The organism is Enterobacter sp. Lyrl_3, assembly GCF_051948675.1.
In the GTDB taxonomy this organism is placed as follows: domain Bacteria; phylum Pseudomonadota; class Gammaproteobacteria; order Enterobacterales; family Enterobacteriaceae; genus Enterobacter; species Enterobacter cloacae.
In genome coordinates, this window is record NZ_JAYJLI010000009.1 from 23,251 (window position 1) to 36,685 (window position 13,435).

Below are 13,435 nucleotides of genomic sequence, written 5' to 3' on the forward strand. Positions count from 1 at the left end.
ATTATCGAATAATCTTGTATGGTGAGCCAGTTCAAATCAGCAGACTGACACGTTAATCCATTAATTCAGGTGAATTACACTTCTTAATGCGGCCTCGCTTCTTCCCCGCGACCGGACAACCTGAGGATGACAATCATGGCAAGTAATAAGAAAACCAGCGTCGCTGTTGATGTCGTTAAAAATGCCCCTCTGAAAACAAAAGAGTATGAAAAAGAGCTTCGTCGCCTTCACGTTGAACTGGTCAAACTCCAGCAATGGGTTGTCGCCAAAGGATTGAAAGTCTGCATCGTGTTTGAGGGACGAGACGGGGCCGGTAAAGGCGGCACCATAAAAGCGATAACCGAACGCGTCAGCCCGCGCGTATTCCGGGTTGTCGCGCTGCCTGCGCCTACAGAAAAAGAGAAAACGCAGCTCTATTTCCAGCGTTATGTTCCGCACCTGCCCGCTGCCGGTGAAATCGTTATTTTTGACCGCAGCTGGTACAACCGCGCAGGCGTTGAACGGGTGATGGGGTTCTGCACGCCGGAACAGGTTGAAAAGTTTCTTGATGGCGCACCGGTGATGGAAAAAGCGATGGTCGATGCCGGGATCATTTTGCTGAAATACTGGCTTGAAGTGACGCCGAAAGAGCAGGAACGCAGGCTACGCGATCGCATTAACGATGGCCGCAAGATCTGGAAATTATCGCCTATGGATATTAAATCGTTCAATTTATGGGATGAATACACCGTAGCGCGGGATGCCATGTTTGCCTCCACGGACACTGCCTGGGCACCGTGGTTTGTGGCGCGCTCGGAAGATAAAAAACGCGTGCGGTTGAATATTATCTCCCATCTGCTTTCGCAGATCCCGTATAAAGAACTTCACGTTGAAAAAGTGGATTTGCCGAAGCGCAAAATTGGCAAAGTCAAACCGACAAAATATCCTTTCCGATATATTGCGGAGAAATTCTGATAAGCTGGAATACGGCTCGAATAATGAAGATTACCAGGGGAAACGGTATTGTTTTTTGTTGGCTGCGGTTGATAATGACCGCACCAACAAAGGAGGCTAAAAAATGAAACCAAACCGAACAAAAAACTGCAGTGGCAGACTACCCCGGATAGAGAGAATACCGCGTCAGGCCTTGACTCCAGAGGAACGTAAACGCCAGCACCATCAGGATCAGGAGTTCATAAAAGCAATGAATGAATTTACTGCTAAAGCGGGATTATTATCAGATGACCCTTATTTTGGAGGGCTTTAATGTGCTTTCAGTTCGATGTTTATCGAAACATAATAACTTACACAGGTATTACAACCCTCCGGACCGTTAGTGAATATTGAATTTGAGAGATATTTTCTCAACACCGCTGGCATAACACACGTGGAGAAAAAGAAATTAAATAATAAAAATTTTGTATGTAAACTTCGCAGCGCAAGAAGTACCGTCATTGCGGCGATAGATGCGTTAGTGACGAACACATAACGTAGGCCCGCGCAAGCGAAGCGCCGCCGGGCAAAGCCGACGGCGCAGGACGTTTTACTTCATCCCTTCCGTACTCTCCTGTTTCGCTTCCTGTCGCTCCACTTCCCGGTACCAGCGTGGGTGGTGTTTCTGCGCCCAGCGGCGGCTCACCTTCCCTTCAATCATGCCTTTAATCGACCCTTTAACCCAGAACGCCATATACATATGGATCAAAATGGCATGGATCAGAATGATGGCTGAGGTTGCGTGGATCAGCAGCGCGTAGCGGATGACCTGCATCGGGAAGTACTGCGCAAAATAAGGACGCCAGATGATCACACCAGTCACCAGCAGGACGAAAATCATGCTCATGATGCTCCAGAACATCATCTTCTGTCCGGCATTGTATTTACCGACCTTCGCGACTTTATGTTCGTTCCCCTTCAGGACCTCAATAATGCCCTTCAGCCAGGGAATATCCTGCTTGTCCGGGATATTGTGGTGGACGAAACGCACGAACATAAACATCAGCACCACAAAAATCAGTACGCCAAAAAACGGGTGCAGAATACGCCCCATCTGCGGCGTGCCGAACGTTTCCGTCAGCCATTGCAGCGTCGGGAAGAAGAACGAAATTCCGGATACGGCCACCAGGAAGAAGCAGATCACCACCGTCCAGTGACAGGCGCGATCGACAAACTTTGTGCGCACTATCATTTTCGACTTACTCATGATGCTCCTCCTCGTCGTCATCCACCTCTTTATTCGGCCCGATACCGATGTAGTGATAAATCAGCCCGGCAAAGGTGGCGATAAAGCCCGCCGCCGAGAGCGGTTTTAGCGCCCCTTTCCACAGGTTGATGGAGGTATCGATCGCCGGATCTTTCGGCAGATTGTGGTACAGCTCCGGCTGGTCATTGTGATGCAGAACGTACATCACGTGCGTACCGCCCACCCCCTGCGGGTTGTAAATGCCCGCCTTGTCGTAGCCGCGCGCTTTTAGTTTGTCCACGCGCTGCTGCGCCACCTCCAGCATCTCTTTCCTGGTGCCGAAGTGAATGGCCCCGGTTGGACAGGTCTTGACGCAGGCAGGCTCCTGCCCGACGCTGACGCGGTCTACGCACAGGGTGCATTTGTATACCCGGTTATCCTCTTTATTGAGGCGCGGGATGTTAAACGGACAACCCGCAATGCAATACCCGCAGCCGATACAGTTATCCTGCTGGAAGTCGACGATTCCGTTCGCATACTGGATGATGGCGCCTGCAGACGGGCAGGCCTTGAGGCAGCCCGGATCTTCACAGTGCATACAGCCGTCTTTTCGAATCAGCCACTCCAGCTTGCCGTTCTGGTCAGTTTCGCTAAAACGCATCACCGTCCAGGATTTGGCGCTCAGATCGGCCGGGTTGTCGTAAACGCCAACGCAGTGCCCTACCTCATCGCGGATATCATTCCACTCCGAACAAGCCACCTGGCAGGCTTTGCAGCCCACGCAGGAAGAGACATCGATAAGCTTGGCGACTTCGGCCTTATAATCCCGCGCGCGAGGCGCGGGCGTTATCGGGTTGGTCGCGGAGCGTTTGATAATGTCTTGTGTTTCCATCGCCATTTACTCGCTCCTTACGCTTTCTCGATGTTGACCAGAAACGCCTTGTACTCCGGCGTTTGCGAGTTGGAATCGCCAACGTTTGGCGTCAGGGTATTGGCGAGATAGCCTTTCTGCGCCACACCTTCAAAGCCCCAGTGCAGCGGGATACCCACGGTATCCACCTGCTGACCATTCACGTTCAACGTCTGCAGACGACGGGTGACCACCGCAACCGCACGGATAAAGCCACGTTTGCTGCTCACCGTCACGCGATCGCCATTGGCAATCCCTTTCGCTTTCGCCAGCGTTTCGCTTATCTCCACAAACTGTTCCGGCTGCGCGATGGCGTTAAGCCGCGCATGCTTGGTCCAGGTGTGGAAATGCTCCGTCAGGCGATAGGTGGTTCCCACATACGGGAATTTGTCCTTTTTGCCTAAACGCAACACGTCGTCAGCGTAGATACGCACGACCGGACTGGAGATAACATTTGGGTGTAGCGGGTTCGTGCCGAGCGGCGTTTCCATTGGCTCGTAGTGTTCCGGGAATGGCCCCTCTGCCAGCTTGTCGAGGGCAAACAGGCGTCCCAGCCCCTCCGGCTGCATAATAAACGGCCCGGTCTCACTGCCCGGTGGCGCGGTGTTGAAGTCAGGAATATCATTCCCCGCCCATTTCGCGCCGTTCCACGCGATCAGCATCCGTTTCGGATCCCACGGTTTACCGTTGATATCCGCCGATGCGCGGTTGTACAGCACCCGACGGTTTAGCGGCCATGCCCAGGCCCAGCCAAGCGTATTGCCCAACCCGGACGGGTCTGCGTTATCGCGATTGGCCATCTGGTTGCCCTGTTCGGTCCAGCTGCCGGTGTAGATCCAGCAGGACGACGCGGTGGAACCATCATCGCGCAGGAGCGCAAAGCTGTTCAGCAGCTGGCCTTTCTTCGCCACCAGATTGCCGTTGGCGTCATAGAGATCGGCCAGCGCCACGCCGTTGTTCTCTTTGGCCACCTCTTCAGATTCAGGATGATCCGGTTGCTTATAGTTCCAGCTCATCTTCAGCAACTGTTCAGCGCCTTTGCCACCTTCGGTGCGGTACATCTCACGCAGGCGATGGTAAATCCCGGCCAGAATTTCACCGTCATTACGCGCTTCACCCGGCGCATCCTGCCCCTTCCAGTGCCACTGTAACCAGCGACCGGAGTTGGCGATCGAACCGTCTTCCTCGGCAAAACAGGTAGACGGCAAGCGGAAGACCTCGGTCTGAATTGATGCGGGATCCACATCGTTCATCTCGCCGTGGTTCTGCCAGAAGTTAGACGTTTCCGTCACCAGCGGATCGATAACGACCATGTACTTCAGCTTGCTCAGGCTGCGAACCACTTTGTTTTTGTCCGGGAAGGACGCTACCGGGTTAAAGCCCTGGCAGATATAGCCCGTGACATTGCCCTTATCCATCATGTTGAAATACTTGATGACGTCGTAGGCCTGGTCCCATTTCGGCAGCCACTCAAAGCCCCAGTCGTTCTCTTTCTGCGCCGCATCGCCATAAAACGATTTCATCAGGCTGACGTAGAACTTCGGATAGTTGCTCCAGTAGTTCACCTGCTCCGCACGCGTCGCTTTTGGCGTATTCGCCGTGAGATAGGTTTGCAGATCGGCCTGTTTTTCCGACGGCAGCGTCAGGTAACCTGGCAGGCTGGTCGAGAGTAAACCCAGATCGGTTAAGCCCTGGATGTTGGAGTGACCGCGCAAGGCATTTACCCCGCCTCCCGCCATACCCATATTGCCGAGCAGCAGCTGAATCATCGCCATGGTGCGGATGTTCTGCGCACCAACGGTGTGCTGCGTCCAGCCCAGCGCGTACAGGAACGTGGTGGTTCTGTCGGCGGCACTGGTAGAGGCCAGCACCTCACACACTTTCAGGAAGTCGGCTTTTGGCGTACCGCAGATGTTTTCTACTACGTCCGGCGTATAGCGGGAAACGTGCTGTTTCAGCAAGTTCCACACGCAGCGTGGATGACTCAGGGTTTCATCGCGTCTGGCATAGCCGTTTTCATCGAACTGATAGTTCCAGGACGATTTATCGTACTGACGTTTGTCCGCGTCATAGCCGCTGAACAGCCCCTCATCGAAGGCAAAATCATCCCGCACCAGCAGGCTGGCGTTGGTGTAGTGTTTTACGTACTCCGCGTTGATTTTATTGTTTTCAATCAGATAGAGCAGCACGCCCGACAGGAACGTAATGTCCGTACCGGAGCGGATCGGTGCATAGATATCGGCCACCGATGCCGTACGCGTAAAGCGCGGATCGACGACGATAAGCGTCGCATCGTTATTGTTTTTCGCTTCCATCGCCCAGCGGAACCCCACCGGATGGGCCTCAGCGGCGTTGCCACCCATCACCATCACGACGTTGGCGTTTTTGATATCAACCCAGTGGTTGGTCATCGCACCGCGACCAAATGTTGGAGCAAGACTTGCTACCGTTGGTCCGTGTCAGACGCGCGCCTGGTTATCAACCGCCAGCATCCCGAGGGAGCGAACAAATTTTTGCGTTAGCATGCCGGTTTCATTGCTGGCCGCCGAGGCGCACAGCATGCCGGTAGAGAGCCAACGGTTCACCGTCACGCCCTGCGCGTTCTTCTCAATGAAGTTGGCGTCGCGGTCGGCTTTCATCAGTCTGGCAATCCGGGAGAAGGCTTCATCCCAGGAAATACGCTGCCATTTGTCGGAACCCGGCGCGCGGTATTCCGGGTAGCGCAGACGGTTATCGCTGTGAACGTAGTCCAGCAGTCCCGCCCCTTTCGGGCAGAGTGCCCCACGGCTCACCGGATGGTCCGGATCCCCTTCAATATGATAAATGGCCTCTCTGGCGTTCTTCGCGCCATCGCCCAGGCTATACATTAAAAGCCCACAACCCACGGAGCAGTATGTGCAGGTGTTACGGATCTCTTTGGCACGCAGCAGTTTATAGTTGCGCGCCTGAGCCAGCGCCATTTTGGGAGCGAATCCCAGCATCGCGGCTGTTGTTCCGGCCATACCGCCCGCGCAGATTTTGAAAAATTGTCTGCGGCTGACGTCCATTGTTGTCCTCATTTACGGATAAGACTTCGCGCCGCAAACTAACAGCAAAGTCCCTGTTTTTTTTGCGTCAAATCAAGGTCGCCGGTGTTCGCCCCCTTAATAGTCAGCCATCTCGCATTTAAATACCTCTTTTTGATTAACGGCTTAAGAGAATAATTCGCGACCGGGGCGCGATCGGTGCTATAAGTTTTGCCTTTGGTTTTGAGAGTAATGGCAAGGATATGGACAGAAAAAGAGCAACGCTGATTGGGCTGGCAGCAATCTTGTTATGGAGCACCATGGTGGGGCTCATTCGCAGCGTGAGTGAAGGGCTTGGGCCTGTGGGGGGTGCCGCCATGATCTATACCGTCAGCGGCTTACTCTGTCTGGTGACGGTAGGATTTCCTCAAATCCGGCGCTTCACTCCCGGCTATCTTATTGCCGGCAGCCTCCTGTTTGTGAGCTACGAAATTTGTCTGGCGCTGTCGTTAGGGTATGCGGCTACGCGTTCACAGGCGATTGAAGTCGGCATGGTGAATTATCTCTGGCCAAGTCTGACCATTGTGTTTGCCATTTTGTTTAACGGGCAGAAATCGTCCCTGTGGGTGATCCCCGGATTAGCCCTCTCTTTACTCGGTGTGTGCTGGGTATTGGGCGGCGAACAAGGGTTGCAGGTGAATGAGATTATCCGCAACGTTGTCTCCAGCCCCCTCAGCTACGCCCTTGCATTTGCCGGCGCGTTTATCTGGGCGGCGTACTGCACGGTAACCAGTAAATATGCCAAAGGACAAAACGGGATCACGCTCTTTGTGTTGCTTACCGCGCTGAGTTTGTGGGTGAAATATGCCCTAAGCGATCAACCGGAAATGGTGTTCAGCGTTCCGGTGGTGGTGAAATTACTCATGTGCGGCGTCGCACTGGGGCTGGGCTATGCGTCGTGGAATATTGGGATCCTTCACGGTAACGTCACGGTGCTGGCAGCCGTGTCCTATTTTACCCCGGTCTTATCCGCTGCGCTGGCGGCGCTGTTGTTGAGTGCCCCACTGTCCTTCTCCTTCTGGCAAGGCGCCATCATGGTCTGTATGGGCTCTCTGCTGTGCTGGTACGCCACACGAAAATAATCTTTTCCTGATGCCGGGTTAATTACAACCTGGCCACATAATTAACATAAATTTAAAATGTGATCACCCATTCACTCTTTAGCAAAATAATAGAAAGCGGTTTAGTTTCTGTTTATATTAACTCTCGTTCGTAAAGATATGGCGCGCAAATTGACATAAACTGACACCGGAACGTAATAACTGCATAGCAAACAGTCACGTCAGTAAAAGCATAAAATAATATAATTCACCGCAAAACATTCACTTCACACATCGAGATCAACGTGCGATTAATCCTATAAGCCACTGATTTTAATGAATGTAAATTTCATCAACGATTGCAAAAGAACGGAAAAAACGATAATTAACACCATGAAATAAAAATGGTAATAATTATATTCCCCGCAACGAAAATGGCGGTAAAACGCGCACAAAATGCATAATTTTCAGGCAATTTATTCCTTAAAGCTGAAATTTACCCGATCACGATCACACTAATTGAAATTATCTTTAATATTTTGAAACTTATTATTGAAAGCAGGCTACAAGATTTTTAAAAATAGCTTGCCATTGACGAACAGCCTCGTTTGGAAATCGTTCGAAGTGGTTCAGGAAATACCCAAGAAAATTATAAGGAATATTTAAGATGAAACTTAAATTAGTTGCAGTGGCGGTCACTTCCATGTTGGCAGCAGGCGTTGTAAACGCGGCTGAAGTTTTTAACAAAGACGGTAACAAGCTGGATCTGTACGGTAAAGTCACAGGTCTGCACTATTTTTCTGATGATACTGACAACGACGGCGACAAAACCTACGTTCGTCTGGGCTTCAAAGGCGAAACTCAGATCAATGACCAGATGACCGGTTATGGCCAGTGGGAATATGAGTTCAAGGGCAACCGCTCTGAATCCCAGGGTGCTGACGGTAACAAAACGCGTCTGGCGTTCGCAGGTCTGAAATTCAACGAATTCGGTTCCTTCGACTACGGCCGTAACTACGGCGTGGCGTACGACATCGGCGCATGGACTGACGTTCTGCCAGAATTCGGTGGCGATACCTGGACCCAGACTGATGGCTTTATGACTGGCCGTACAACTGGCGTAGCGACTTACCGTAACACCGACTTCTTCGGTCTGGTTGACGGTCTGAACGTTGCCGCTCAGTACCAGGGTAAAAACGACCGTAACGACATCACCGAATCTAACGGTGACGGCTGGGGCCTCTCTTCTACCTATGAATTCGACGGCTTCGCAGCGGGTGCAACCTACGCGAAATCTGACCGTACTGACCGTCAGGTTCGTGCAGCAAGCGACCTGAACGCAGGTGGCGAGAACGCAGAAGTATGGGCAGCCGGTCTGAAGTACGATGCGAACAACATCTACCTGGCAACCACCTACTCTGAAACCCGTAACATGACGGCTTTCGGTGACGGTCACGTTGCAAACAAAGCACAGAACTTCGAAGTTGTGGCTCAGTACCAGTTCGACTTCGGTCTGCGTCCGTCCATCGCTTACCTGAAATCCAAAGGTAAAGACATCGGTTCTTACGGCGACCAGGATCTGGTGGAATACGTTGACGTTGGCGCGAGCTACTACTTCAACAAAAACATGTCCACCTATGTTGATTACAAAATCAACCTGCTGGACGACAATGCGTTCACCAAAGACGCTAAAATCGCTACCGACAATATCGTTGCTGTAGGTCTGACCTACCAGTTCTAAGATTTGTCACACCAGAAAGCCAGCCCCTGCGGCTGGCTTTTTTTTGCCCCTCTGCCCGCTCCCCTGATCGTCATCCCCTGGTTCCGGTATACTGCTCTGTCGTCACTGTCCTAACGTCACAGCCTGAACAGGGAGCCCTCGATGATTACCACCCACGTTTTTATCGCTGTCAGTCTTGATGGCTACATTGCCCGCCAGGATGGCGATATCGGCTGGCTACTCCAGCGCGATGATCCAACGGAAGATCATGGTTATGATGCGTTCATTGCCGACAAAGACTGGATTGTGATGGGCCGGGGAAGCTATGAGAAAGTGCTGACCTTTGACCAATGGCCCTATAACCGACCCGTGCTGGTGCTCTCCAGTCAGCTGGCTGACACCGAGGTGCCCGAGGCGCTGAAAGGTAAAGTGCAGTTCTCCCGCTGTACCCCAAAGGAAGCGCTTGCTGAGCTGGCGGCGCAGAACGCACACCGCGTCTATATTGATGGCGGACAGGTGATCCAGTCGTTTCTGCGCGAAGGACTGGTGGCCGATATGGTTATCACCACTGTTCCTGTCCTGATCGGCTCAGGCAAGCCACTGTTCGGCTCGCTGACCCGGGATATCGATTTGACGCTTTTATCCACCCGCAGATTTCCGTCGGGTCTGGTGCAGTCGCACTATCGGCTGACGCGATAACGACACCGCGCCGCTGAAGAAGAAGTGAAAAGCCCGAAGGTGCAGCGCCTTCGGGCTTGCATTTACTGTTGCGGCGCGTTCGCCAGGCTAAACCAAATCCCAATCGCCAGCAGCAATAACATCCCACCGGCGCTGCCTAACGCCACGCTGTGCGACGTGATAAACGCCGTTTTTGCCGCCTCAATGACGGTTTCACCGAGCGCCGGACTGAGATCCTGCGCGACCTTCATCGCTTCGCCAATGGATGACGAGGCTTTATCAGCCAGCGTTGAAGGTAAGCCCTGCGGTAGTTCAATCGACGCCGAGAAGCTACGGGTCAGCAACAGACCAAATATCGCGATCCCCAGGCCCGCGCCCAGTTCGTAGGACATGGTTTCAATCGCCCCGGCAGCGGCGGCTTTCTCTTTCGGCGCCGCCGCCATGATTGCCGAGGTGGAGGCCAGCAGCGCACTCGCCGCACTGAAGCCAAGCAGCACCATCAGGCACCACGCCTGCCACTGCTGCGTGCTGAAGTCGAGCATCGACAGGCCAATAAAGCTGACAGCGCTCAGCCCCATTCCGCCTGCCGCTACCATGCGCAGCCCCAGACGACCAACCAGTATCCCGGCAATCGGGCCGCTGAACCCACTGGCGACCATCAGCGGCAGCATGAACATGCCCGCTTCAAACGGGGTAAAGCCATGCACAAACTGCAGCTCCTGGGCCATCAACAATTCATACCCCACCAGGGCGATCATGGCGGTCATCGCCATCACCACCCCGCTTAAAATGATGCGATGGCAAAACAGGCGCATGTCGATCATCGGCAAGCGGGCGCGAAGCTGAATACGCACGAAGATAAACAGCAATACCGCGCCGGTGAGCAGTGTACAGGCCACCAGCCATGGAGAAAGCCCGCCTTTCAGCGCGGTTTTGGCGCTATAGACCAGCAGCAAAATTGCCACAATCAGCATGACGGCATGGCTAATATTCAGCGGCTGCTCTGGGCGCCCTTGCTGACGCGGAACATAGACAGCGGCCAGCGACACCACCACCAGCACAATCGGCACGTTGATCAAAAAGACCGATCCCCAGTAAAAATGCTCCAGCAGCATACCGCCAATCAGCGGACCAAACGCCGCCCCGCCGGACCCGACCGCGGCCCAGACGCCAAGCGCGATGTTGCGATCTCGCGCGTTAATAAACAAGGTGCGTATACCCGCAAGGGTTGCCGGTATGATCATTGCCGCGCCAATTGCCAGCGAGGCGCGCGCGGCAATCAGCCAGCCCGCAGAGGGGGCAAAGGCCGCCGCCAGCGATGACAGGCCAAACAGCGTGCTGCCAAGCATCAGCAGCCGTTTAAAACCGATGCGGTCGCCGAGCGCGCCCATTGGCAACACCATACCCGCCATCACCAGCGAGTAGATATCGATGATCCACAATAATTCGTTACCGCTGGCGCCCAGCGTCATGCTCAATGTCGGCGCCGCCACGTGCAGCACCGTCGCGTCAATCGCCACCGGGATATACACCAGCACGATAATCACTAACGCTAACCACTGACGAAACATAAATTTCCTTTTTATATAAAAATGGACACATGTCCAGGATGCGATCCTACGGAATGTTGAACACTTGTCCAGCTCTTTGTTACACTCGTTTCATTGCTATTTAAGAGTGAGAGAAAATGGGTTATCTGACCAGGGATGAAAGACGGGAAGAGATCTTACAGGCCGCCATGCGCGTGGCGCTGGCCGAGGGATTTTCCGCCATGACGGTGCGCCGCATCGCCTCCGAAGCCGGTGTCGCAACCGGGCAAGTGCATCACCATTTCACCTCCGGCGGTGAGTTAAAATCGCTGGCCTTCATCCGGCTGATCCGCGAACTGCTGGATGCGGATGTGGTCGGGGAACACGCCAGCTGGCGGGCACGTTTACATGCCATGCTCGGCAGCGATGACGGCAGGTTTGAACCCTACATTCGCCTCTGGCGAGAAGCGCAAATCCTCGCAACCCGCGACGCAGAGATCAAGGGCGCGTATGTGCTGACAATGGAGATGTGGCATCAGGAAACGGTTGCCCTTATTGAAGCTGGCAGGAATGCAGGCGTATTCCGTTCCGGTGACCCGGCAGCAAGTATTGCCTGGCGTTTAATTGGCCTGGTGTGTGGCCTTGACGGCATATATCTATTAAACATGCCTGAAATGGATGACGCTGCGTTTAATAATCATCTTGATAAATTAATTTCTCTGGAGTTGTTTTAATACTCCCTTCTGAGTAATTAAATCCCACCGTTACAATTGGTAACACATTAGGCGAACCCCTATTTCATTTCCAAACTCTGGGGTTCGCTTTTTTATCTATCCTTTCAGATGTATCTCAATACTTCCTATAACCACAATACCAGACCTTCACATATCTAGCTGTTTTTACTTATTTTTTATCTCCATCTGGGTAAGCAAGAGGGCGATATGTCACAACAAAGTGAGAAAAGTCATCACCATCTTTTAAGTAACTGGAAACCGGAAAATCCGCAATTCTGGGAGAATAAAGGCAAACATATCGCGCGAAGAAACCTATGGATTTCTGTGGCTTGCCTGCTATTGGCCTTTTGCGTCTGGATGTTATTTAGTGCCATTGCGGTTAACCTCAATAAAGTCGGATTTAATTTCACTACCGATCAGCTTTTTATGCTAACGGCATTACCTTCTCTCTCCGGCGCAATATTGCGTGTCCCCTACTCTTTTATGGTGCCGATATTTGGCGGACGTAACTGGACAGTATTGAGCACCGTGATCCTTATTATCCCCTGCGTCTGGCTGGGGATTGCCATTCAGAACACCGCGACGCCTTATTGGGTCTTTATCGTCATTGCCCTGCTCTGCGGATTTGCGGGCGCTAACTTTGCCTCCAGCATGGGGAATATCAGCTTTTTCTTCCCGAAATCCAGACAGGGTAGCGCGCTGGGAATCAACGGCGGGCTGGGAAACCTGGGCGTCAGCGTGATGCAGTTGATCGCGCCACTGGTCATTTTTCTGCCGATGTTCACCTTTCTGGGGGTAAACGGTGTGCCTCTGGAGGACGGGTCCACCATGTGGCTGGCGAATGCCGCCTGGATCTGGGCTCCGCTTCTGCTGCTGGCCACCATTGCGGCGTTTATTGGCATGAACGATATCGCCAGCTCAAAAGCCTCTATCGCCAGCCAGCTTCCGGTACTTAAGCGGTTTCATCTCTGGCTGCTGAGCCTGCTCTATCTGGCGACCTTCGGCTCGTTTATCGGTTTCTCGGCAGGCTTTGCCATGCTGTCGAAAACCCAGTTTCCGGACGTTAACATTCTTCACCTTGCCTTCTTTGGCCCCCTGATTGGTGCGCTGGCGCGTTCAGCGGGCGGGATGATCTCCGACAGGCTGGGCGGCGTGCGCGTCACGCTCATCAACTTTGTCTTTATGGCCATCTTTAGCGCCCTGATCTTCCTGACCCTGCCCGGCTCGGGCTCCGGCAGCTTTGTCGCGTTTTATCTGGTCTTTATGGGGCTGTTCCTCACCGCCGGGCTGGGCAGCGGCTCAACCTTCCAGATGATTGCGATTATCTTTCGCCAAATCACCATCGACCGGGTGAGAAAGCAAGGTGGCACGGATGAACAGGCGCAGCATGAAGCCGTGACGGACACCGCTGCCGCGCTGGGCTTTATCTCTGCCATTGGCGCAGTAGGCGGATTTTTTATCCCTAAAGCCTTCGGCACCTCGCTGGCAATGACCGGATCGCCGGTCGGCGCCATGAAAGTCTTCCTCGTGTTTTACATCGTCTGCGTGCTCGTCACCTGGCTGGTGTACGGCCGTAAATCCTCACAAAAATAATAACTACA

At 53.2% G+C, this 13,435-nt stretch carries 11 protein-coding genes; 7 read left to right on the forward strand and 4 right to left on the reverse strand.

Annotated elements, in window-relative coordinates; genetic code table 11:
• The first annotated feature begins 135 nt into the window (after positions 1–135).
• Together ppk2 and VF709_RS16335 are read left to right on the forward strand one after the other, a co-directional pair.
• Positions 136–954: a polyphosphate kinase 2 gene (gene ppk2, locus VF709_RS16330; RefSeq protein ID WP_013096528.1), complete on the forward strand. Its 819-nt coding sequence runs from the start codon at positions 136–138 to the stop codon at positions 952–954.
• 103 nt (positions 955–1,057) lie between these two features.
• A complete protein-coding gene (locus tag VF709_RS16335; RefSeq protein ID WP_109455517.1) occupies positions 1,058–1,246 on the forward strand; it encodes a type II toxin-antitoxin system CcdA family antitoxin in 189 nt (62 codons plus the stop codon).
• A gap of 276 nt (positions 1,247–1,522) precedes the next feature.
• On the opposite strand, the gene fdnI is transcribed toward VF709_RS16335, so the two are convergent.
• Genes fdnI through fdnG form a run of 3 tightly spaced genes read right to left on the reverse strand, consistent with a single transcriptional unit; the run spans position 1,523 to position 6,115 of the window.
• Positions 1,523–2,179 carry a formate dehydrogenase-N subunit gamma gene (gene fdnI, locus VF709_RS16340; RefSeq protein ID WP_013096526.1) on the reverse strand — a complete coding sequence of 219 codons (657 nt, stop codon included), beginning with the start codon at positions 2,177–2,179 and terminating at the stop codon, positions 1,523–1,525.
• Positions 2,172–3,056 (reverse strand): formate dehydrogenase subunit beta, encoded by an 885-nt coding sequence (fdxH, locus tag VF709_RS16345; protein ID WP_045294169.1) that lies wholly within the window; start codon positions 3,054–3,056, stop codon positions 2,172–2,174. Before fdxH ends, fdnI begins: the two co-directional genes overlap by 8 nt.
• 11 nt (positions 3,057–3,067) lie before the next feature.
• Positions 3,068–6,115, reverse strand: coding sequence for a formate dehydrogenase-N subunit alpha (gene fdnG / locus VF709_RS16350; protein ID WP_149896706.1), 3,048 nt, complete (start codon positions 6,113–6,115; stop codon positions 3,068–3,070).
• 221 nt (positions 6,116–6,336) lie between these two features.
• On the opposite strand from fdnG, the gene yddG reads away from it, so the two are divergent.
• From yddG to VF709_RS16365, 3 genes are all read left to right on the forward strand, one after another.
• On the forward strand, positions 6,337–7,215 hold the full coding sequence (gene yddG, locus VF709_RS16355) for an aromatic amino acid DMT transporter YddG (RefSeq protein ID WP_040022630.1): 879 nt from the start codon (positions 6,337–6,339) through the stop codon (positions 7,213–7,215).
• 625 nt (positions 7,216–7,840) lie between these two features.
• Positions 7,841–8,914, forward strand: coding sequence for a porin OmpC (gene ompC, locus VF709_RS16360; protein WP_013096520.1), 1,074 nt, complete (start codon positions 7,841–7,843; stop codon positions 8,912–8,914).
• 141 nt (positions 8,915–9,055) lie between these two features.
• A complete protein-coding gene (locus tag VF709_RS16365) occupies positions 9,056–9,592 on the forward strand; it encodes a dihydrofolate reductase family protein (protein WP_149896707.1) in 537 nt (178 codons plus the stop codon).
• Between the two features lie 62 nt (positions 9,593–9,654).
• Here the strand turns inward: VF709_RS16365 and VF709_RS16370 are convergent, their stop codons facing one another.
• Complete coding sequence (locus VF709_RS16370) at positions 9,655–11,142, reverse strand: MFS transporter (protein ID WP_149896708.1); 1,488 nt, start codon at positions 11,140–11,142, stop codon at positions 9,655–9,657.
• Positions 11,143–11,258: 116 nt separating this feature from the next.
• On the opposite strand from VF709_RS16370, the gene VF709_RS16375 reads away from it, so the two are divergent.
• Both VF709_RS16375 and VF709_RS16380 read left to right on the forward strand, forming a co-directional pair.
• The gene (locus tag VF709_RS16375; protein ID WP_013096517.1) at positions 11,259–11,834 is read left to right on the forward strand and encodes a TetR family transcriptional regulator; all 576 of its coding nucleotides are present in this window, start codon (positions 11,259–11,261) and stop codon (positions 11,832–11,834) included.
• Positions 11,835–12,041: 207 nt separating this feature from the next.
• Positions 12,042–13,427, forward strand: coding sequence for a NarK family nitrate/nitrite MFS transporter (locus VF709_RS16380; RefSeq protein WP_029883341.1), 1,386 nt, complete (start codon positions 12,042–12,044; stop codon positions 13,425–13,427).
• Positions 13,428–13,435: the final 8 nt, after the last annotated feature.

What these genes read in the sequence shown, in the direction of transcription:
- ppk2 (WP_013096528.1), top strand. Translation starts at nt 136, where the DNA reads ATGGCAAGTAATAAGAAAACCAGCGTCGCTGTTGATGTCGTTAAAAAT.
- VF709_RS16335 (WP_109455517.1), top strand. Translation starts at nt 1,058, where the DNA reads ATGAAACCAAACCGAACAAAAAACTGCAGTGGCAGACTACCCCGGATA.
- fdnI (WP_013096526.1), bottom strand. Translation starts at nt 2,179, where the DNA reads ATGAGTAAGTCGAAAATGATAGTGCGCACAAAGTTTGTCGATCGCGCC.
- fdxH (WP_045294169.1), bottom strand. Translation starts at nt 3,056, where the DNA reads ATGGCGATGGAAACACAAGACATTATCAAACGCTCCGCGACCAACCCG.
- yddG (WP_040022630.1), top strand. Translation starts at nt 6,337, where the DNA reads ATGGACAGAAAAAGAGCAACGCTGATTGGGCTGGCAGCAATCTTGTTA.
- ompC (WP_013096520.1), top strand. Translation starts at nt 7,841, where the DNA reads ATGAAACTTAAATTAGTTGCAGTGGCGGTCACTTCCATGTTGGCAGCA.
- VF709_RS16365 (WP_149896707.1), top strand. Translation starts at nt 9,056, where the DNA reads ATGATTACCACCCACGTTTTTATCGCTGTCAGTCTTGATGGCTACATT.
- VF709_RS16370 (WP_149896708.1), bottom strand. Translation starts at nt 11,142, where the DNA reads ATGTTTCGTCAGTGGTTAGCGTTAGTGATTATCGTGCTGGTGTATATC.
- VF709_RS16375 (WP_013096517.1), top strand. Translation starts at nt 11,259, where the DNA reads ATGGGTTATCTGACCAGGGATGAAAGACGGGAAGAGATCTTACAGGCC.
- VF709_RS16380 (WP_029883341.1), top strand. Translation starts at nt 12,042, where the DNA reads ATGTCACAACAAAGTGAGAAAAGTCATCACCATCTTTTAAGTAACTGG.